Annotated in this window: 16 protein-coding genes and 1 pseudogene; 10 read left to right on the top strand and 7 right to left on the bottom strand. The window is 40.8% G+C overall.

Features of this window, described 5'->3' with window-relative positions:
• Positions 1-21: 21 nt before the first annotated feature.
• Positions 22-1,473: a 16S rRNA (cytosine(1407)-C(5))-methyltransferase RsmF gene (gene rsmF, locus L656_RS0111595; RefSeq protein ID WP_024599337.1), complete on the bottom strand. Its 1,452-nt coding sequence runs from the start codon at positions 1,471-1,473 to the stop codon at positions 22-24.
• Between the two features lie 265 nt (positions 1,474-1,738).
• Between rsmF and L656_RS0111600 the strand changes: the two genes are divergently transcribed.
• The 8 genes and pseudogenes from L656_RS0111600 (at position 1,739) to L656_RS0111635 (ending at position 15,294) form a co-directional block, all read left to right on the top strand.
• Positions 1,739-2,428, top strand: coding sequence for a GntR family transcriptional regulator (locus tag L656_RS0111600; RefSeq protein WP_024599338.1), 690 nt, complete (start codon positions 1,739-1,741; stop codon positions 2,426-2,428).
• An 82-nt stretch (positions 2,429-2,510) separates the two neighbouring features.
• The gene (prpB, locus tag L656_RS0111605) at positions 2,511-3,389 is read left to right on the top strand and encodes a methylisocitrate lyase (protein WP_002962361.1); all 879 of its coding nucleotides are present in this window, start codon (positions 2,511-2,513) and stop codon (positions 3,387-3,389) included.
• 305 nt (positions 3,390-3,694) lie between these two features.
• Positions 3,695-4,819, top strand: a complete 1,125-nt coding sequence (gene prpC / locus L656_RS0111610) for a bifunctional 2-methylcitrate synthase/citrate synthase (protein WP_024599339.1) — start codon at positions 3,695-3,697, stop codon at positions 4,817-4,819.
• 129 nt (positions 4,820-4,948) lie between these two features.
• Positions 4,949-7,538 (top strand): annotated as a pseudogene (acnD, locus tag L656_RS01000000122215) (Fe/S-dependent 2-methylisocitrate dehydratase AcnD).
• A gap of 11 nt (positions 7,539-7,549) precedes the next feature.
• Positions 7,550-8,716 carry a 2-methylaconitate cis-trans isomerase PrpF gene (gene prpF, locus L656_RS0111620; RefSeq protein WP_024599340.1) on the top strand — a complete coding sequence of 389 codons (1,167 nt, stop codon included), beginning with the start codon at positions 7,550-7,552 and terminating at the stop codon, positions 8,714-8,716.
• Between the two features lie 501 nt (positions 8,717-9,217).
• Entirely contained in the window at positions 9,218-12,250 is a 3,033-nt protein-coding gene (locus tag L656_RS0111625; protein ID WP_024599341.1) for a hypothetical protein, read from the top strand.
• A gap of 62 nt (positions 12,251-12,312) precedes the next feature.
• Complete coding sequence (locus L656_RS0111630) at positions 12,313-13,404, top strand: hypothetical protein (protein WP_024599342.1); 1,092 nt, start codon at positions 12,313-12,315, stop codon at positions 13,402-13,404.
• Between the two features lie 9 nt (positions 13,405-13,413).
• Positions 13,414-15,294: a hypothetical protein gene (locus L656_RS0111635; RefSeq protein WP_024599343.1), complete on the top strand. Its 1,881-nt coding sequence runs from the start codon at positions 13,414-13,416 to the stop codon at positions 15,292-15,294.
• Positions 15,295-15,437: 143 nt separating this feature from the next.
• Here L656_RS0111635 and L656_RS0111640 read toward each other — a convergent pair whose 3' ends face one another.
• Positions 15,438-16,079 carry a CPBP family intramembrane glutamic endopeptidase gene (locus tag L656_RS0111640; protein ID WP_024599344.1) on the bottom strand — a complete coding sequence of 214 codons (642 nt, stop codon included), beginning with the start codon at positions 16,077-16,079 and terminating at the stop codon, positions 15,438-15,440.
• 76 nt (positions 16,080-16,155) lie between these two features.
• Positions 16,156-16,731: an inner membrane-spanning protein YciB gene (locus L656_RS0111645; RefSeq protein WP_024599345.1), complete on the bottom strand. Its 576-nt coding sequence runs from the start codon at positions 16,729-16,731 to the stop codon at positions 16,156-16,158.
• Positions 16,732-16,922: 191 nt separating this feature from the next.
• Between L656_RS0111645 and L656_RS0111650 the strand changes: the two genes are divergently transcribed.
• Together L656_RS0111650 and L656_RS0111655 are read left to right on the top strand one after the other, a co-directional pair.
• Positions 16,923-17,192, top strand: a complete 270-nt coding sequence (locus L656_RS0111650; RefSeq protein WP_007375441.1) for an HU family DNA-binding protein — start codon at positions 16,923-16,925, stop codon at positions 17,190-17,192.
• A gap of 298 nt (positions 17,193-17,490) precedes the next feature.
• Positions 17,491-18,069, top strand: a complete 579-nt coding sequence (locus L656_RS0111655; RefSeq protein WP_007582489.1) for a type 1 glutamine amidotransferase domain-containing protein — start codon at positions 17,491-17,493, stop codon at positions 18,067-18,069.
• 74 nt (positions 18,070-18,143) lie between these two features.
• On the opposite strand, the gene trpA is transcribed toward L656_RS0111655, so the two are convergent.
• Genes trpA through trpD form a run of 4 tightly spaced genes read right to left on the bottom strand, consistent with a single transcriptional unit; the run spans position 18,144 to position 22,536 of the window.
• A complete protein-coding gene (trpA, locus tag L656_RS0111660) occupies positions 18,144-18,965 on the bottom strand; it encodes a tryptophan synthase subunit alpha (protein WP_024599346.1) in 822 nt (273 codons plus the stop codon).
• Complete coding sequence (gene trpB, locus L656_RS0111665) at positions 18,962-20,146, bottom strand: tryptophan synthase subunit beta (protein ID WP_024599347.1); 1,185 nt, start codon at positions 20,144-20,146, stop codon at positions 18,962-18,964. The genes trpA and trpB overlap by 4 nt, the downstream gene beginning before the upstream one ends.
• A 7-nt stretch (positions 20,147-20,153) precedes the next feature.
• Complete coding sequence (trpCF, locus tag L656_RS0111670) at positions 20,154-21,518, bottom strand: bifunctional indole-3-glycerol-phosphate synthase TrpC/phosphoribosylanthranilate isomerase TrpF (protein WP_024599348.1); 1,365 nt, start codon at positions 21,516-21,518, stop codon at positions 20,154-20,156.
• Complete coding sequence (gene trpD, locus L656_RS0111675) at positions 21,511-22,536, bottom strand: anthranilate phosphoribosyltransferase (protein WP_024599349.1); 1,026 nt, start codon at positions 22,534-22,536, stop codon at positions 21,511-21,513. Before trpD ends, trpCF begins: the two co-directional genes overlap by 8 nt.
• Between the last annotated feature and the right edge of the window lie 4 nt (positions 22,537-22,540).

Genomic DNA, 22,540 nt, shown 5'->3' on the forward strand with positions numbered 1-22,540 from the left:
ATATATTGTAAAGTATATCGATTAAACCCAGCTTATTAACTGCGTATTTTGCACTAGATCGCGTGGTAGTGAATTTTTAATCTTATTTTTTTGCCATTTCCCCAGCCCAATAGGGCAACCACACAGCGTTAATACCACTTCACCAATTGTCTGAGTTGCTTCAGTTAAGCGTATATCTTTACCTTGAAAATAATCATTTGCTTGCTCGTTATTTAACGCGTAAATATTAGTTTTACACACATTGCCAAATACAGTAGCAAATTCGTGCGTTAGCCTTACGCCATTTTTATGGATAATGCCAATTTGAATACCTAAGCGTGCGTACTTAATTTTACTTTGCACGGCTTCAAATCCCTCAGGAAATAGCCACAGTTCTTTATCGCGCTGCATTAAGTTGCCAGGTAGGTTAGTTAACCCAAAGTGTTTTTTAAGCGATTGCATAAACGCGACGCTTTGTTTTTTATCAAACTCGTTAAACGGAAACGCCCCTTTTTTAACAGTTTGATTTGGATTATCGCAACTTGCGTGTTTTTTAAATTTAGCGATAAAAAAGCCTTCGCTATCGAAGGTTTGCGGCCATACATGCAAATAGCCTTCACTTGTTGTTGCTTTACTTGCACCTTCAAATAAATCACTTAGTGACTCAGGCGCTATAAAGTCGCCAAATTCACTGAGTAAATAATCGCACACTTGTTGGTTTTCGAGCGGGGTAAGTGTACAAGTTGAGTACACTAAGGTGCCACCTGGTTTTAATGCGTAAAATGCGCTTTTAATTAAGTCTTTTTGTACTTGTGCTATTTGAATGTTTGATTCTATTGACCAATTTTTAAGTGCGTCGGCGTCTTTACGTACTGTGCCTTCACCAGAGCAGGGCGCGTCTAATAATATGCTATCAAAGCATTCAAACATGTAGTTGCCAAATATAACGCCATCAAAGTGCGATAACGCGCAATTACCCACACCCATACGTTTAAGCGTAGCGCTAAGTACTTTTAAGCGTGATGATGAAAGCTCGTTAGCAACGAGTACGCCTTGGTTATTCATAAGCGCTGCTAGCTGCGATGTTTTAGAACCTGGCGCTGATGCCATATCAAGCACTGTGTTATTTTGAGAATCAGCGAGTTCAATACTTTCTTTTAATGCGATAGGGGGCAGCATTGAGCTTGCCTCTTGCACGTACATAGCACCGCTTAAATGCAAGTCGGTATTGCCTAATGCTAGGTTTTGCTCTTCATCGCTTGGGCGTTCTAGCCAAAAGCCTTCACTGCACCAAGGGATTGGGGTTAGCAGCCAATTTTTTTCAGTTGCACGTTTTACAAATTCTTCAATGCTAATTTTTAAAGTATTAACGCGGATAGATTTTCTGAGCGGCCTGCGACACGCATTTAAAAAGTCATCTAAGTTTAGATGCGCTGGTAAATAGGTTTTTACGTCATCAATAAAGTGCTCAGGAATAAAAGTGTTGGCGTTCACGCGTTAGCTCATACAATAAAAATAAAGCGCGATAATAACATTTATATAAGGTGTTTTCAGCGCTAAAAAGCATATTAACTACTTTGAAGTCATGTCGACACTTTTATGCGCCGGCCTATTTTAAAGCCAGTAATATACGACTTTAGATTAATAGTGTCGACAATGAATGCATTTTTTAGTCTTTTCATCGGGTTTTAGGGTTGACATGTTTTTTTAATAAGCACATAGTGACTGCATGAATTGTCGACAATCTAATAAGTAACTAATGACACACACATTTCTAAACGAAGCACCTATAACTACCGCATCAGATCAAGTATTTGTAGATATGCGTCGTGAGATTGTTGAAGGCAGCATAGTTCAAGGCAGTAAAATATCAGAGCCTGAGCTTGCCAAGCGTTATGGCGTAAGCCGTGCAACACTTAGAGAGGCGTTAAATCGCTTAGAGAGTTGCTACCTTGTTGAGCGTAAAGCTAACGTAGGTTGCCGAGTAGTAGCCCTTACTGCAGAGCGTTTGATTGAAGTGTACCAAGTTCGCAGCTCACTTGAAGGCTTAGCATGTAGGCTTGCTGCCGACAATATGGAACCCGAAGAAGTAAAAGGTTTAAAGCAATTACTTAATCAGCACCTACAAACACAACGTGTTAAAGAGGGCGAGTCTTATTATCAAGAAGCCGGCGATTTAGATTTTCATTATCGTATTATTCAAGGCAGTAAAAACGCGCATTTAATCCATTTACTGTGTAATGAGCTTTATCAATTAATACGCATGTACCGTGTACAAATGGGCATGGTGGGGCCGCGTGTATCAAAAGCGTTTGATGAGCATTTAGCTATTATTAACGCCATTGAAAACCACGACGGCGAACTGGCCGAAATGTTAATGAAGCGCCACATCAGTGCATCGCAAGCAAATATTCAAACCAAATTTGATGTATTAACTGCTAAAAGCTAGCAAGAGCAGTTAAACAGTCACAATTACAGATTAAAACTATAAGTTACTCCACGTAGCAACCGTTCAAAGTGAGGAGAAAGTAATGTCAGCAGGATTAAAATTTAAACACGCTATTGCCAATAACCGCCCGTTACAAGTGGTAGGTACTATTAACGCCTACACAGCGATGATGGCAGAAAAAATGGGCCACCAAGCTATTTATCTCTCAGGTGCCGGTGTGGCAAATGCCTCGTTTGGTATGCCTGATTTGGGTATGACAAGCCTTGATAACGTGCTTGAAGATATTCGTCGTATTACGGGTGCTAGCGATTTACCACTACTTGTGGATGCCGATACCGGTTGGGGTGGGGCGTTTAACATTGCACGCACAGTAAAAGAAATGACTAAAGCGGGTGCGGCGGGTTTTCATATAGAAGACCAAGTAGCGCAAAAGCGCTGTGGTCATCGCCCTAATAAAGAAATTGTAAGCCAAGGTGAAATGGTTGACCGCATTAAAGCGGCGGTTGATGCAAAAACCGATAGCGATTTTTATATTATGGCGCGTACCGATGCATTTCAAAAAGAAGGTTTAAATGCTGCGATAGACCGTGCAGCTGCCTGTGTTGAAGCCGGTGCTGACGCTATTTTTGCAGAAGCCGTACACGACCTTGCTGATTACCAAGCATTTGCAAAAGCGATTAACGTTCCAATTTTGGCAAACATTACTGAGTTTGGCCAAACACCTATTTACACTAAAGAGCAGTTAAGCGATGTAGGTGTTGAAATGGTGCTTTACCCACTAAGTGCATTTAGAGCCATGAACAAAGCAGCGCTAAACGTGTATTCAGCAATTTTGAATGAAGGCTCGCAACAAAGCCAAATCGAAAATATGCAAACGCGTTCTGAGCTTTACGACTTTTTAGATTACCACACGTACGAGAACACACTCGATACCCTTTTTTCATCAAAATCTGACAAATAATAATTTGGGCGTATTAATCTTTAGTGGTTGAATTTGCAGCAGTATGTTTGGTGTTTAGGCAAGGCAGAGCCTATGCAGTGTGGTTATTCCCCATAAATAGGCGATAACGCAGCATAAATACCAAACATGCGCTGCCCGTCGGGTTCTTTCTAGGGACGATTATCTCTTTGTTGCTCGGTTTTTACTTAGTCCACTAGGTTACAAACCTCGCGCCGCGATTTAATCGCCCCTAGATTGAACAAATTCCAATCTACAAAGTTCAATACGCCCAACAATCACACACAAATTTAAGGTAGGAGAAGATCATGGTAGATAAAGCATTAGGCGGCGCGGGTTTACGCGGACAAGTGGCTGGTCAAACAGCATTGTGTACTGTTGGGCAAAGTGGTTCTGGTTTAACGTATTGTGGTTACGATATTAGCGAACTTGCTGAAAAAGCGCAGTTTGAAGAAGTGTCTTTTTTACTTTCACGCGGTGAGTTACCTACAACAAACGAACTGGCTGAGTATAAAGCTAAACTTAAAAGCTTACGCGGCTTACCAGATGCACTTAAAACTGTGCTTGAAAATATTCCTAAAGACGCGCATCCAATGGATGTAATGCGCACGGGCTGCTCAATGTTGGGTAACCTTGAGATGGAGCTTGATTTTAACCAAGCCAACGACGCAATCGACCGTATGATTGCAGTGTTCCCAAGTATTATTTGTTACTGGTACCGCTTTACACACGATGGCGTACGCATTGAAACACAAACAGATGACGACTCTGTTGGCGCACATTTTTTAACGCTGTTACACGACAAAGCACCTAGCGAGTTATTCGCACAAGTGATGAACGTATCACTAATTTTATACGCAGAGCACGAGTTTAATGCTTCTACATTTGCGGGTCGTGTGTGTGCATCAACGCTTTCTGATATTCACTCTTGTGTAACAGGTGCGATTGGTACGCTACGTGGTCCATTACATGGTGGTGCTAACGAAGCCGCTATGGATATGATTCAAGGCTTTACAAGTGCTGAGCATGCTGAGCAAGAAGTAATGGGTATGCTTGAACGTAAAGATAAAATAATGGGCTTTGGTCATGCTATTTATCGCGAGTCTGATCCACGCAATGTAATTATTAAAAAATGGTCTGAAAAACTAGCTAGTGAAGTAGGCGATACGGTGCTTTATCCTGTGTCTGTTCGTTGTGAAGAGATTATGTGGCGCGAGAAAAAACTGTTTTGTAATGCCGATTTTTTCCATGCATCTGCTTATCATTTTATGGATATTCCGACTAAGTTATTTACGCCAATATTTGTAATGAGCCGTGTTACTGGTTGGACTGCGCATGTAAAAGAGCAACGCGCTAACAACCGTATTATCCGCCCAAGTGCCGATTACACAGGCCCTGATGCACGTAGTTACACACCAATAGAGTCACGTTAAAAAATGAGTGAGCACGGATGTGCTCACTTTTTTATTGCACATAGCCACTAGCGAGCAGTTTTTCTCAAACTTTTCATTAAACACGCTAGCTGTGAGCAAACACCGTCACCAAATTAGCGAACCCTTACCATGACCATAATTAATAATACCCAATACCGTAAACCTCTACCGGGCTCAAATGTCGACTATTACGATACTCAAGAAGCCGTAGATGCAATTAAGCCAGGTGCATACGCCACGCTACCTTATTCATCACGTGTATTTGCCGAAAACCTAGTACGCCGATGCGACCCTGCCATGTTAACCGATGCACTTAATCAGCTAATTGAGCGCAAGCAAGATTTAGATTTTCCGTGGTATCCGGCGCGCGTAGTGTGCCACGATATTTTAGGGCAAACAGCGCTTGTTGATTTAGCAGGTTTGCGTGATGCAATTGCAGCCAAAGGCGGCGATCCGGCAAAAGTGAACCCTGTGGTACCCACGCAGTTAATAGTGGATCATTCGTTATCGGTAGAGCATGCCGGTTTTGATCCTGATGCATTTGAAAAAAACCGCGCCATTGAAGATAGACGAAATGATGACCGTTTTCACTTTATAAACTGGACAAAAACTGCGTTTAAAAATATTGACGTTATTCCACCGGGTAACGGCATTATGCATCAAATTAACCTTGAAAAAATGTCGCCGGTTATTCAAAACCGAGATGGCATTGCATTCCCAGATACCTTAGTTGGTACCGACAGCCACACGCCACATGTTGATGCGCTGGGCGTTATTGCTGTGGGCGTAGGTGGGCTTGAAGCTGAAAGCGTAATGCTTGGCCGTGCTTCTTATATTCGCTTACCCGATATTGTAGGTGTTGAGCTTACAGGCAAACGCCAACCGGGTATTACCGCAACCGATATTGTGCTAGCTATTACTGAATTTTTGCGCGGGCAACGTGTTGTTTCTACTTATTTAGAGTTTTACGGTGAAGGTGCCGACGCGCTTACACTTGGTGACAGAGCAACCATTTCGAACATGACGCCTGAATTTGGCGCAACTGCAGCCATGTTTTATATTGATGATAAAACCATAGATTACTTGCGTTTAACAGGTCGTGAAGAAGAGCAAATTGCCCTTGTAGAAAACTACGCAAAAACAGCAGGCCTTTGGAGCGATAGCTTAAAAACCGCAAAATATGAGCGTGTACTTAAGTTTGATTTATCAAGCGTTGGGCGCAATATTGCGGGTCCATCTAATCCACACCGCCGTGTATCGACAAGCGATTTAGCTAAAGAAGGTATTTCGGGCGTTGTTGAAAATGAAGAAGGCTTAATGCCAGACGGCGCGTGTATTATTGCTGCTATTACTAGCTGTACCAATACTAGTAACCCACGTAATGTAATTGCCGCTGCACTACTTGCCCGTAACGCAAATGCTAAGGGCTTAATGCGTAAACCTTGGGTTAAAACCTCATTAGCACCGGGCTCAAAAGCGGTGCAATCGTACCTTGAAGATGCAAACCTACTAACAGAGCTTGAGCAACTGGGCTTTGGTATTGTGGGCTTTGCGTGTACAACTTGTAACGGCATGAGCGGTGCCCTTGACCCTGTTATTCAAAAAGAAGTAATCGATCGCGATTTATACACTACTGCGGTGCTTTCGGGCAATCGTAACTTTGATGGGCGAATTCATCCTTACGCTAAGCAAGCATTTTTAGCGTCACCTCCTTTAGTTGTTGCGTACGCCATTGCAGGTACTATTCGCTTTGATATTGAAAAAGGGATACTAGGGCAAGATCAACAAGGCAACGATATTACGCTTAAAGATTTATGGCCATCAGATGAAGAGATTGATGCTGTAATTAAGCAAAGCGTTAAGCCTGAGCAGTTTAGAAAAGTATACGAGCCGATGTTTAATTTAACCGTAGATTACGGTGAAGATAACGACCCACTTTACGACTGGCGCCCAGAAAGTACGTACATTCGTCGCCCGCCTTATTGGGAAGGTGCACTTGCTGGTGAGCGTACAATGACCGGTATGCGTGCGCTTGCTGTACTTGGCGATAACATTACAACGGATCATTTATCGCCATCAAACGCGATTATGGCAAGCAGTGCTGCTGGCGAATACCTGACCAAAATGAATGTGCCAGAAGAAGACTACAACTCGTATGCAACGCACCGAGGCGATCATTTAACAGCGCAGCGCGCAACCTTTGCAAATCCAAAGCTGCTAAATGAAATGGTACTTGACGAAAACGGCGATATTAAACAAGGTTCATACGCACGATTAGAGCCGCAAGGCACCAATACACGGATGTGGGAAGCAATCGAAGCCTACATGGAGCGTAAACNGTGCCGATTACGGTCAAGGTTCGTCGCGCGATTGGGCGGCAAAAGGGGTAAGGCTTGCAGGCGTTGAAGTAATAGCAGCAGAAGGTTTTGAGCGTATTCATCGTACTAATCTAATTGGGATGGGTGTTTTACCACTTGAATTTAAAGCGGGCACAACCCGTAAAACTTTAAAGCTGGATGGCAGCGAAACGTACGATGTAGCGGGTGATTTGAAACCAGGTGCTACTGTTAATTTAATTATTACCCGTACAGACGGTGAAGTAGTTACTGTACCTATGAAGTGCCGTATAGATACCCAAGAAGAACTTTCTATTTACGCGGCTGGTGGCGTGTTACAACGCTTTGCTCAAGACTTTTTAGAAGCAACGCAATCTGCATAAGGGCAAATATTATGTTTAAACCGCAAATTAAAGTGCCTGCAACCTATATGCGTGGCGGCACCAGTAAAGGTGTTTTTTTTAATTTAACTGACTTGCCAAAGCCTGCTCAAGTAGCAGGCGAGGCGCGGGATAATTTATTACTGCGTGTTATTGGCAGCCCCGATCCGTATGCTAAGCAAACGGATGGCATGGGCGGCGCTACATCAAGTACTAGTAAAACAGTAATCTTAAGTAAAAGTGAGCAAACTGATCACGATGTGGATTACTTGTTTGGCCAAGTAGCGATAGATAAACCGTTTGTGGATTGGAGCGGTAACTGTGGCAACTTAACGTCAGCAGTGGGTGCTTTTGCCATTAGTAATGGTTTAGTCGATAAAAGCAGATTACCTAATAACGGTGTTGCTATTGTGCGTGTGTGGCAGGCTAATATTAAAAAAAGCATATTAGTGCATGTCCCTATGACCAATGGCGAAGTACAAGAAACCGGCGACTTTGAGCTCGATGGCGTTACCTTTGCAGCAGCTGAAGTAAAACTTGAATTTATAGATCCCGCTGATGGCGATGGCGCGTTATTTCCAACCGGTAACGTAGTTGATGACTTAAAAGTACCGGGTGTTGGTACTTTAAAAGCAACAATGATAAACGCAGGTATTCCTACTGTATTTATTAACGCCGCTGATATTGGCTATACCGGCATAGAGCTGCAAGACGATATAAATAATGATGTTGATGCACTTGAAAAGCTCGAAACCATTCGCGCTTATGGCGCCGTTAAAATGGGTTTAATCACCGATATTAATGAAGCGCAAGCTCGCCAACATACGCCAAAAGTTGCGTTTGTTGCAGCGCCTTTAGATTACACTGCGTCTAGCGGTAAAGTTATTGAGGCTGCCAACATTAACTTACTCGTGCGCGCAATGTCGATGGGTAAACTGCACCATGCCATGATGGGCACAGCTGCTGTTGCTATTGGCACTGCTGCAGCAATTGAAGGCACACTCGTAAATATAGCTGCTGGTGGCGGCGCATTGAGTGAAGTTAACTTTGGTCACCCATCAGGTACGCTAAAAGTAGGTGCTGAGGCTAAAAATATAAATGGTGATTGGCAAGTTATCAAAGCAAGTATGAGCCGAAGTGCGCGTGTATTAATGGAGGGGGTTGTAAGAGTGCCTTACTAACCAGTGCCTAAGTTAAGCACAACTAAACATTTATTTTAGTTAAGTAAACAAGTTTTATAAACGTTTGCTTAGCTAAAGTAAAACCGACTAACCTTTGATATAAACAATCCTTTTTCATTAATTTTTCGAATTATCCTCTTTTTTAGCACTCATCCATCGCATTTACTTGAAGAATATAATTAACAAACTAGATTATATGTAATATTCATTTAATAAAGTGAATATATTGTATCAATATGTGCTGGTTCTTTATGAGTGTCTATAGGTTATTGAATAATAGAGATGCTGATAAAGAAGTAGCTCATAGAATAAAGATAAATACTTCTATAAAATGTATAAATATGTAGCATAACTACATAGCTTAATGGTATTTTTAATGTTCTGGTAACAAAGGTTATGATTGTGTACTTTTTTAATGCTTTTTAAACATAAAAGCTTACACAAGCCACTATCAACTAAACTAATTTCTGATACTCATTCCAGGCTATCAAGGAGAAATAAATGGTAAAGCGTACGATCAAATTTACACCTATTGCAGCTTCAGTTGCACTTACATTAGGCTTAACAGCATGTGGTTCGGACAATGACAGAAACATTCCTGTTACACCTGTAGAAGCTTTTACTGCAACAGGTGATGCACAGTTCAACATTGAAGTAACGGGTAAAGCTGTTAAAGGTTCAATGAAAAGTGCAGTAGTAACTGTAATGACTTTAGATGCATCTGGTCAAAGCGTTCCTGTTGCGTTTCGCTCAGCTGCTTCAGCAGAAGCAGAGTCTTTTTCTGAAGAAGCACTATCACAAGATGCTGCAGATGCTGCAGTAGAAGCAAGCAAAATTGCGGCTAACCCTGAAGTGCTAACTGATGAAAGCGGCCGTTACAGCATCTACCTAGATGATGACTTTACTGGACCAGTTTACATTACAGTTAAAACATCTGCAGAAGGCGATGATAGCTTTTTACGTTGTGACGCTTACGTAGGTTGTGGCGATTACGATGTAGCGCCAGAAGCAGATGATGTAAATGATGGCGATACTGCGATTGAGTTTGGCGAATGGTACAAAACTGACCTAGAGCTTTCAGTTGTTAAATTTATCCCAGCTGTTGAAGCAGATACATCTGGAGTAAGTGGTGCAGCTGGCGATCTTAATGTTGCAAGTTCTTACAAAGCTAATGTTACTTTCTTAACATCGTTAGTGGCGGCTCTTCTTCTTGACTCAGGTTCAAGTGTAGATGAAGACGCTATCGCTACAGCTAGCCTAAATACTGTTGTACAAGTAATGGGTCAAGACGCAGCACTTTTACTTTCAGCTATTATAGGTGATTTATCTAACGGCGGCGCTGTAGATTTAAGTGACGTTGATGGCGAAGAAGAACTTACAGACGGTATTTTAGCAATTGCACAGCTTTCATCTTCAATTCAAGGTTTACCTTCAATTGGTGATGTAATGAGCAGTATTGCTGCAGGTATTAAGTCTGGCCAGTTTAAAGGTAATACTGACGCTGGTATTGCTGCAATAGCTACAATGTTACAAACAGCTATTACAAATACTGCAAACATTTTTGTTGCTGTAGCAACGGGTGATGAAACTGCAATTGAAGACGCTTTAAAAGCGGCATTCACTGCTAACAACCCTAGTGCAACACAGGCACAAATTGATGCATTTGCAGCTAACTCAGTAGGTATTGCAGCAAAAGCAAAAGCTGCTAAAGATAAAGCTATTAAAAATGGTGCAGCAACTGATGCAGGTCTTGCGGCCGCTGCAATAAAAGTTAAAAAAGCACTAGAAGTAATTGGTTGTACTGGCGCAGAATGTACAGTTGGAGATGACTTTTATACCGCTCTAGCAGCTGCTTTAACAGTAGAAATTACAGCTTCTCAAACTGCACTTACTACATTAGAAATGAACATTGAAACAGCTCAAAGTTCACTTGCAGATGTTCAAGCAATGGGTGGCGACGCTCTTACAGCTGATAACGCAGCTGCATTTGTAAGCGCTGTTACATTACTTAAAAACGAAGCTACTACAGCTGATTTAACAGCTAAAGCGGGTTCTATTTTTGTTAAATCACAAGGCTATGTGACTGCTGCAAATGCTTTAGTTACTCAAAGCTCTGATTACCAACAAATACTTGACTCTGCAACGTTGTTACAAACAGATGCATCTGTAGCTGTAACTGACACAGTTGCATACGACTTAGCATTAGCTGCACTAGTAGCTGAAGCAGAAGCTGCGATTGAAACGTTTGATGTTGCTCTTGCTGCAGCAAAATTAGTTGCTGAAGACACTGCAGACGTTGCTGATGAGAAAAAATCAGTAGCAGACACAGCTGAAGCGGCTTCTACAAGCGCACTTGCTAACGCAGAAGGTGCGATGGTAGATACAGCTGCGAATGCAACTGAAGCTCTTGAGCTTGCAATGACTGCTGTTACTGCTGCGTCTGATTTTGCTGCTGCTGTTGATGCACTTGAAATTGCTATTGAGCAAGCACTTGTTGCTGCTAATGCTTATCTAGACCTTGAAGGCGAAGGCGCACAAGCAATGATTGATGCGCTTACAGCAATGCAAACAGCTGCTGTAGCTCAAGGTGAACTAGCTAGCGAGCAATTTGTAACAGCTTATAACTTACAACTTGCTGCTGAAACTGCAGTTGCTAAACTTGAAGTACTAACTTCTGTTAAAGCTACATCAGAGTCATTATCGACTATGGCTGTGCTTACTGGTACAGGTGCTGATGCAGTTGCTGATGCAGCAGACGTTCTTGCAGACGTAATTGATGAATTAGCTGAAATGGGTAATAACTCAGGTACAGGTACATCAACTCGCAATGCTGATTGGGACTATGCTTACAGCTTAGATGATCTTACGTTAATGCTTAGCAATGCTACTACAGGTGAGATGATTAATGCAGCGGCTTCTTATGAAGGCGACAAGCTTGTTGTTGCTTGGGGTGCTACATTAAAAGGTGAGAATGACGTATCTGTTGAACTTGTTACTGCTGGTACACAAACACAAGCACTTACAGATTGTGTTGATTTTGCAGCTGGAACTATTGATGCTACTCAAATCGATTCATGTTTAGTATTTACTTTTGATGGCGCAGTGACTGCTGATAATGTAGATGATGCAGAAATCTTAATGACTGAAACCACTAACCATGTTGAAATCATGGATGGCGATTCTGGCTTTACTGGTATGTTAAGTCTTACTGCTGATGATGCAACAGATTCAGGCTCTATTACATTAGAGGGTGTTTCTGGTGATGTAGACTTTAAAGTAATGACTACATTCATCGACAGCGACATGGAAGAAGCAAGTGCTTTAGATATTACAGTAAATAATGCAATGGGTTACACATTGTCTATTACTGGTAATGAAAGTGCAGGTTACACTGGTGACGTTATGGCTATGTACAATGAGATGATGATGTCTTTTGGTACTGCAGCTAAAACAACTAATGGTCTTTCAATTACTTACATTGATGGTGATGTAGTTGATTACACTGATGTTGATTTAATTGATTCATCTAAGTAATATTTAAACTATAAAAGGGGAAAGCAATGCTTTTCCCTTTTTTTATAGAAAGCGATCAAATTATGAAAAAAAAAATTCTCTTGTTAGGATTTTCAACAGCTCTTATTTCTCCTCTTGCTTCCGCAGATAACCAATTTCAAATATTTACTCATTTTGACGCAGAAATTTATACTGAAGCACAACCAGTACAAGCCTTTGTAGATGATTTTGATGCACCATTAAAATCGGGTGACAGTGCATTTACCTATAATATATTTGAAGTAGGTGTTGGCTACGGTAATTTTAAAGTAGGTTTACAGAGTCGTTACGACTATGTTCTTAACTTTGATCCTGATACAGCTAAATATACCCATACTGAAAAAAATGATTTAGAGTTTGAAGACAGATTTTATACTTATTACCTTGATGCTAAACAAGCAACCTCTAATGGTGTGTTTGTATCTTATGACTTTAAATTTTTAGATAAAAATGCATTAACAATAACACCTAAACTATCTGTTTTTGCTAGCTCGCATTATCAAGACGCGATTGTAAATGGTGAAATTTATAGTGATGAAGTTGAAGGTGCTGTAACGGTTGATTACAACTTTTCAAAAGATATATTATTTAAAAAGTTTTCACCTTCAGAAAAACCTGAAGGCCTTGGCTATAGCCTAGATATTTTTGCTGATTGGCAAGTAAACGATGAGCTTCAGGTTGGCTTTAGCGTAAAAGATTTGCTCTATAAAACAGAGTATGAAGACAGTGGCTCCGTAAAAGGGCAAACTACTGAAATTCCATTTAGCGAAGATGACAACGGCGATATTATTACTCAGCCAACAGTTTCATTAAAAACATCTGCATTTGGAAATACGGTATCTCATGATTTCGAAATGGAAATGCGTCTACAAGCATTTGCTGATTACAGAATAAACGATCGGTTTTCAACTCAGTTAACTTTAAAACGATACGACAAAGACACGTTTAGCCAATTAAAAGGCCGTATTCACTTTTGGGATCATTGGAGAGTGCAAGCAGGCTACGAAACAAAAAGTGAAGCATTTTTAGTTGGTATAGAAAACGAGTATTTTGGTCTTAATTTACAAACTGATAGCCTAGATTTAGATAAAGCCTATTATGCGAATGTGAATTGGTACGTGAACATTAAGTTTTAAGGAATGAAGATGTTAAAACAAATTATACCTTTAGGGGTAGCTATTGCATTAGTAGGTTGTGGTTCTTCATCAGACAGTGACAGTTCAGAATCTGTTGCAGTGAGTGAAATTGCTACATCTTCTTCTGTGAGTTTTTATGTATCTAATTGGCAATCACCACAGGGCACGCTTAATGTTTTAGATAGCGATGGGGTGGTGCAAGAATCAATTGAAGTCGAAAACATTAATACTGTGAGTGTAAGTGTAACTCCACTTACTTTTAATAGTTTTGAGTTTATACCGAGTGATATGGCTCTACCTTGTCCGCGCTTTACAGGTTGTGGCAGAACAGTCCGTGGTGATGTAAATGACTTAAACGCAAACCGTTTAATCGACTACCAAGAATTGACAGCCGTTACTCTTAATTACAAAGCAGATGCATTTAGTGCACCGGGTGTAAATACAGTTTATTTATCGCCATTGAGTAAAGCAATTACAGATGAAGGCTTTAGTGCTACGCAAGCTAGTTTATCAGCCACACCTTTTTATCATTTAACGCACAGCAATTTAAATGCAAGTGTTGAAGCAGAAATGGTTACTAATGCATTTACTTACGCAGCAATTTTAGCTGGTGTTGCTGATAGTACGTTTAGTGTTGAAAGTGCTTTTAATGCATTTACTAACTCAGAGACTGACCAACAGGCATGGGAAGATTATAGCGATTTAGCAGCGCAGTATGTTACAGATAACTTATTTAGCGACCAAGGTAATGGATTACTACCAAATGTTGCAGGTCAAGTTAAGCAAACGATCGCAAGTGTAACTACATTTACAAATTGGCAGGCTCGCTCAACAGAAGTTCAAAGCTTAGATTCAAGAGAGTTACTTGTTGATACACGAAATATTATAGGTGCTGCAAGACTTCAAGAAAAAAGCTATTCAGATGAATTAGACGTAAAATTTGCTGAGCTTGAGGATGCGTTTGATGAAGACACACAAAGAACCCTTGATGCACTTACTAATGCTTTAAACGAAGTTATTACAAATTATTCACCACTAGCTGATGGCTCTACACCATCAGGACAGTATAAACTTCGTGACTTAGATATTGATTACAGCCAATCACCTTATACTTGGGCTATAACTGGCACATATGATGAGTTACCTATAACAATTGATTTATCAATTCCCACATTTAGAGTAAGTGGTGTATTAGGTAATAAAATTGAAGGTATAATGAGTGCTACTGTTACAAATGGTGCTACGGTATTAAGTGTTGATGTAAGTGAGTTGCTGATTGAGTTTGATGGCATAGATGCTCAAAGTGAATTAAACCCAGAAGCAGAGACAGGTATTACACAGGTAACTACGAATGTAATTATCAATAAAGCCGCTGGTAAACTTGAAGGCGATTTATCACTAAACTTAAATCGTTTTGTTAATTCATTAGGTGAAGAGTCTACAACGTTATCTACTTTTGATTTTAATGGTGATTACGTGAGCGACATTCAAAACACTGCATTTCATATCACAGCAGTAGAGGCTTCGCCTTTTATTGGTGAAGATAATGACGATTTAGCATTTACTTTTGAATTAGATTTTCCTTTAAGTGGTGCAAGCGATTTTAAGTTTGCTTACGTGGGCGATGTTGAAAACTTATCAGAACTTACCTCTACAGATATATTTGTTAGCATAAAAAATCGTGCGTTAGATTTACGTATTCGTGATGTTAGTGGCAACATTAATCTAATAGCGAAAGGCGAAAATGGACGTTGGTTAGATGTAAAGCAAAAGGGTCGTAATTACAGTGGCGGTTTATATTTTGGTGATACTAAACTAGCTGATGTTACTGCAGTACGTGGTATTCCTGGTGTTTTATTTCCAAATGGTGAGTTTGAATCATTATTTTAACTACTTGATTAAATATTTTAAAGCCTGGCATTCGCTTAAGGCCGAACAGTTAAGAAGCGTTTTAACGATTAGTTAAGTGGCTTTAGAAATATTCAAAATCCGATATTAGTTTTCTAGTATCGGATTTTTTCTTGCTTGTTATATTAGTTAAATGCGCCTGAATCAAGGTAGCTGCCGATCCCGAGTGTAAACATCCAAAGCCCCCATAAGCTATGCTCAATAACACACACGACGGTTGAGCGGCTTTGTGCATAGGTATAAGCAAACAGTAAACCGCCCAAAAATGCTAAACCTACTGCAATCCAATTTGCATAAACAATATGCGCCAGTGCAAATACAGTTGCACTTACTAGTATGCGCACGGCTTTTTTGGGCATGATGCGCTTATAACGATGAAAAAAATACGTTCTGAATATTAACTCTTGAGGAATAACCGACAGTACTGGGTAGAGCAACAACAGTAAAAGCCAATCATTAAACGAGTTGCGGGGAAGGGTAAACCAGTTTCCTTGATGAATAATTCCGTAAAACATACCCGAAAATAACGCACCTAAAAAAAAGAAACTAAACAAACGCTTTTTAACTGCAGAATATTGTCCAAGGCTTGTGAGTCTAAAACGTTTAAAATGGGGATCGCCCAGTAGCAACATACAACACACACTCATAAGTATAATAAGCGCAGGAATAAGCCAGTTAGCTAAATGCTCGCGTAATCCAAAGCCCAGCAAAGGCAGCAATACAAAAATGAGGGTAAATTCAAACCAGCGGTATTGATTGGCGTTCAAGGTCGTCTCAACTTGTTTTTTTTACAAACTAACAAGCAAAGACGACATTTTTATGACGATATTAGTTATCTATAAATTACTTTACTGGTTCTTCTTCATTAGGGAGGTATTTGTACAAGGCAATAATAGTGGCAAAAATACTCACAAAGGTAATGCCCATTAAACCAAATACTTTGAAGTTGACCCAGAAGTCGAGCGAAAAATTATACGCAATATAAATGTTCAACGCTGCGATGCCAGCAGTAATTACAACCCACATCAGGTTAAGCTTATCCCATAAAGGTTCTGGGACTACAATGGCTTGCTTTGTATCATTAGCATTTTCGAGTATTGAGCTAAGCGCTTTTTTAACGAGATTTTTTTTAAGTACATAACGGCTAACAAGTAACGTTAAGCTTAAACCTGCGTAAATCAGCGTTGCTTTCCATTTTATGTATTGCTCATCATGAAGTACCAGCGTTAACGTACCAAACACAGCAGCAATACCGAAAAATATCCACTGACGAGTAGGCACAGAGCCATGTTTAAAGTAGCTATAAGCAACTTGAATGAGCGTAGTGGCCATTAATAAACCGGTAGCCCAATAAATATCGACTAGCTTAAAAACTGCAAAAAACAGTATGAGTGGGATGTATTCAATTAATGCGTGCATAGTCTACCTAAATTATACGAAAAAGAGTCAAAGGCTTTTTACCACATAAAGCTTAGCAACTACAAGGTTGACTTGTTGCCCTGTAACCCTTAGCCTGCGTGGCTTTATTGCCAATTTGGTTTGGTACTTTTTATATCATCATATCCCCACGCTTAACCAACACTGATTTGGCGTGTATTTAGGAGCCTAAAATGAATAAAGCAGAACTCGTTGCTGCCATCGCACACAAGAGTGAATTAACAAAAAAAGATTCTCAAGCGGCACTTTCAAGCTTGCAAAAAGTAATCACTAAGTCGCTTTCTGAGGGGGATCAGGTTCAAATTAATGGCTTTGGGACTTTTGCACTTAGTTATTACCCAGCGCGTACTGGGCGAAACCCGCAAACAGGCGCAGCTATTGAAATAGAAGGCGCAAATAAAGCGGTTTTTAAGCCTGCTAAAGCATTAAAAGATCTACTTTAAATTTATTTAAGGTTTTAAACCCCGTATTGATAGATAAGTTACATGAGCGCGAAGTAAATTCGCACCTACGGGTATATGTTGTAGGTGAGGTTTTACACCTCGCGTTTGGTGCTTTAAATTATATGAGCTGGAAATAAATTCGCACCTATGTAGATTATTCATAATCTCTAAATGATTTACATGGCATTATAAATCCCACTTACATTAAATCCTTTATTTTCAATTGCTTGTTATCGGCATGCATTATGCTGTTTAACTGTGTGTTTCGAATATATTTTTCAAGAAAAAGGAGATCTCAATGAGTACATTACAAACAAGCACACGTTTACAAGGCAAAAAAATTGCAATTTTAGCCACTGATGGATTTGAGCAAAGTGAGCTGTTATCTCCACGCAGCGCATTACTTGATGCCGGTGCAAACATCGAAATAGTATCAATTAAAGAAGGCCAAATTACGGGCTGGGATGAAGACAAGTGGGGCGATAAGGTAACAGTAGATAAACTAGTTACAAACGCAGACCCCGCTGATTACGACGCGCTTATGCTTCCTGGTGGTTTATTTAACCCAGACAGTTTACGCCAAGATAAAGATGCTAAAGCCTTTATTGATGGCTTTTTTGGCGCAGAAAAAAATAAACCCGTTGCTGCAATTTGCCATGCGCCGTGGTTACTAGCTGAAATTAATAAATTGCGCGACCGCACCATTACCTCTTTTCCAAGTATTAAAAGCGATTTAATTAATGCAGGCGCTAATTGGGTCGACCAAGAAGTATGTGTAGATAAAGGCTTAGTAACAAGCCGAAGCCCAGCCGATTTAGAAGCATTTAATGCTAAATTTATTGAAGAGATTTTAGAGGGTAAACACCAAGCTCACTAAGTTGCTTTTTAAAAAACAAAAAAGGGCATTTTAAATGCCCTTTTTTAATGCGTATAAAACACGCCCGAGTTACCTTATAGCGATGTAGCTGCTTTCATATCGGCTACAAAAGCTTTTAGCTGAGCGGTCATTGTCGGTAAATCATCAAGGTTAGCTTCGATAATTTTAACCACGGCTGAGCCTGAAATAGCACCGGCTGCTCCTGCATTAAGAGCCGCTTTTACATCATCTGGCGTTGAAATGCCAAACCCTAAAAGAGCAGGGGCTGCGTGGTATTCTTTTAATTTAGTAACAATGTTGCCCGCTGGCATTTGTGCTTTAGTATCGGTACCGGTAACACCTGCGCGCGATAATAAATACGTGTAACCACGACCGTAAGAGGCGCACTGGCGAAGTGTGTCGTCATCGGCATTTGGTGTTGCAATAAAAATTGGGTCTACACCGTTATCCATTGCTGACTTTCTGAACACTTTAGATTCATGTAGCGGTACATCTGCCACTAAAATTGAGTCTACGCCTACCGCTTTTGCATCTTTGTAAAATGCTTCTACACCGCGCTTAAACACAAGGTTTGAATATAGTAATAAACCAATTGGGATATCGGCATTATACTCACGTATTTCTTTAATAATATCAAAGCAATCTTGTGTATTAATGTGCACATCGAGAGCGCGAATATTCGCTTTTTGTATTACTGGTCCATCTGCAATTGGGTCAGAAAACGGAATACCAAGCTCAAGCGCATCAGCGCCGCCGTCAATTAGGCTTTTAATAATCGCAATGCTTTGCGCTTTGCCTGGATCGCCAATTGTTACAAATGGTACAAATGCACCTTGTTTTTGCTCGTTAAGCGCTGCAAACATTTTGCCGTAACGATCCGTTTTTACTTGGCTCATAGCTGACCTCTTTCAGATAGTACATTGTGAACGTGTGCTAAATCTTTATCGCCACGACCACTTAAATTAATAACTATAACGCTTTGTTCGGTTTGCTCTTCTGCATACTTAAGTGCATAAGCTAACGCATGGCTTGATTCAAGTGCCGGAATGATCCCTTCATTTTTAGCAAGTGATTGAAACGCATCTAGCGCTTCAGTATCTGTAATGCCAACGTATTGCGCACGACCAGTTTCGTGTAAAAATGCATGTTGAGGACCAACAGCTGGGTAATCAAGACCAGCAGATACCGAGTAAGATTCTTCAATTTGACCGTCATCATTTTGCATAATGTACGTGTAAGTACCGTGTAAAATACCTTTGGTGCCTTTACAAATTGTTGCGCCGTGTTCATTTGTATCAAGACCTTTACCAGCAGGCTCAACACCAATTAATTTAACGCCTGGCTCGTCAATAAAGTCGGTAAACATACCAATTGCGTTTGAACCACCGCCCACACAGGCAATAACCGCGTCAGGTAAACGACCTTCGGCTTTAAGGACTTGTTGCTTGGCTTCTTCACCAATAATTTTTTGATACTCACGTACAATTGTCGGGAATGGGTGAGGACCCGCAGCAGTACCTAGCAAGTAATGCGCGTCTTGATAGTTTGCTGACCAGTCACGTAGCGCTTCGTTTACGGCATCTTTTAATGTGCCAGACCCTGCTGTTACCGGAATAACCTCTGCGCCCATCAACTTCATTCTAAATACGTTAGGTTGCTGACGTTCAACGTCTTTTGCGCCCATATAAATACGACACTTTAAACCCAGTAATGCACATGCAAGCGCGGTTGCAACACCGTGTTGACCGGCACCGGTTTCAGCAATAACTTGTTTTTTACCCATGCGCTTAGTGAGTAACGCTTGGCCAAGTACTTGATTCGTTTTATGCGCGCCACCGTGTAGTAAGTCTTCACGCTTTAGATACAGTTTTACTTTTGGGTTTTTAACTAAATTGCGCGTTAAAGTAAGTGGGGTAGGACGACCCGCATACTCGTTTAATAATTTACTTAGCTCTGCCTGAAACTCAGGATCTTTTTGTGCTTTGTTAAATTCGTTTTCTAACTGCTTAAGCGCAGGGACAAGTAACTCGGGTACAAACATACCGCCAAACTCGCCAAAATAAGCTGGATTTTGCATTTTAACCTCAATAATTTCTGATGCTCGTAAAAGCATTATGTAATTTGTTAGGGCACTTTTTACCCGCAGATTCTTCAACGCCTGAGTTTAAATCAAGGCCTAAGGCACCTTTTAAAAGCGCATCTTTAATATTGTCTGGATTTAAGCCTCCAGCGAGCATAAACGGTGTAGTTGCATCGCTTAGCACTGACCAATCGAATGCTTTACCTGTACCGCCGGCTTGAGTATCGCTGTGCGTATCGTAAAGATGACGATCAACTCCACTTACAGGTGTGGGCAATGCATCTTTTATTGCTTGTGCTTTCCAAATCTCGCAGCCGTTTGGTAACTGTGTACGCAACACAGCAATGTAATCGTCACTTTCTTGGCCATGTAATTGTACTGCCGCTAATTTTAACACACTTGCGTATTGAACTACTTGCTCAATTGGGGCATCGACAAATACACCCACAAAATTAAGTGGTGCACTTTTACTAAGCTCTATTGCGCAATCTAAATCGACATAGCGTGGCGATTTAGGATGAAAAATTAAACCACCATAAACAGCACCGTTTTTATATGCCGCTTGTGCATCTTGAGTTCGCGTTAAACCACATACTTTATTGTCACCTAAAATCACTCGGCGACATGCTTGCTCTAAATCACGCTCGCCCATAAGTGAGCTGCCAATTAAAAAGCCATCGCATAATGGAGCTAAACGTTTTACGTCTTGATGGGTGTAAATGCCAGATTCCGAAATAACCACTTTATCAGCTGGAATAAGCTTTCGTAGTTTTTCGGTAGTGGCTAAATCGGTACTTAAATCGCGTAAGTCGCGGTTATTAATGCCAATGATTTGTGCATCAAGCGCAAGTGCGCGGTGTACTTCTTCTTCATTACTTACTTCGGTTAATACCGACATATTAAGTGAATCAGCAACTGCATGCAGTGTTTTGTAGCTTTCGTCATCGAGTACCGAAAGCATCAGTAATATAGCGTCACCGCCATAAATACGTGCCATGTACACTTGGTACTCATCTATAAAAAAGTCTTTACAGATAAGCGGTTGTTCTACTTGGCTGCGCACAAATTCGAGGTAATCAAAACTGCCTTGAAAATATTTAGCATCAGTTAACACACTCATGCAGGTAGCGTATTTTTTATAAACTGAGGTAATTTCAGTCAAATCAAACGGGTCTCTAATTAACCCTTTTGAAGGCGATGCTTTTTTACACTCTAAAATAAACTGTGTGCCAGGTGCTGCAAGTGCTTTATAAAAGCTACGACTTGTAGGCACTGCAAGATGCTTAAAGCTTTCAAGCGGACGCGTGGCTTTTCTTTCAATTAGTTCTAATTTTTTATCAGCAACAATTTTGTCTAATACATTAGCCATTACTTACCTCAATAATTGCACTTAGTGTGTTCATGGCTTGCCCTGAACTTAATAATGTTTGTACTTGTTTTGCCCCTTCTTTTAACGTTGCTGCTTTACCTGTTAGGTATAAAAGGGCAGCTACGTTAACCACAATAGCAGCATTATGTGCATCTGTGCCTTTGCCTTGCAAGATGGCGAGGCTAGCATTTGCGTTGTATTGTGGGCCTTCACCAGCGAGTTGTTCAAGTGAATAGTTTGCAAGGTCAAAGTCGCTTGGGTTTAGTGTGTACTGTGTAATCTCGCCATTATTTAGCTCAACTACCGTTGTTGGGCCGTGTAGAGCTATTTCGTCAGTGCCCGAGCCGTGAACTATCATCGCGCGCTTTGTGCCAAGGGTTTTAAGTGTTTGTGCCATTGGCATACACAACGCTTCGTTATATACACCTAACAATTGCACATCAGGTGCCGCTGGGTTAGCAAGTGGGCCTAAAATATTAAAAATAGTGCGTGTTTTAAGCGCTGTACGCACGGCCATCGCATGGCGTACGCCACTGTGGTAGTGCGGTGCAAACAAAAAGGTAAAATTGGTTTGCTCAAGACATTTTGCCGCTTGCTCTGGGCTCATATCTATATTAATGCCCAGTGCTTTGAGTAAATCGGCTGAGCCTGAATTACTCGATACACTGCGATTACCGTGTTTTACCATGTTAATACCGGCAGNNGCAGCCGTTGTACTTATATTAATTGTGTTAGAACCATCGCCACCAGTGCCACAGCTATCGGCAAGTTGCGTACTGCTGGTAGTAAAAGCAACGGCGTTTTCGCGCATTGAGGCCGCAGCGCCTGCAATCTCGTCGCTTACTTCGCCTTTAATTTTAAGGCTTATAAGTAGGGCGGTTAGCTCAATTTCACTCATATTACCTTGCATTATTTCATCAAAAAACGCTTTGGCGTCTGCGTAGCTTAATGATTGCCCCGTAATTAGTTGCTCAATAGCGTGTTGAACATTTATGGGTTGTTCTGGTTGTGTACTCATAATG

Origin of the sequence: Pseudoalteromonas sp. TAE56 (assembly GCF_000497955.1) — a bacterium.
In the GTDB taxonomy this organism is placed as follows: domain Bacteria; phylum Pseudomonadota; class Gammaproteobacteria; order Enterobacterales; family Alteromonadaceae; genus Pseudoalteromonas.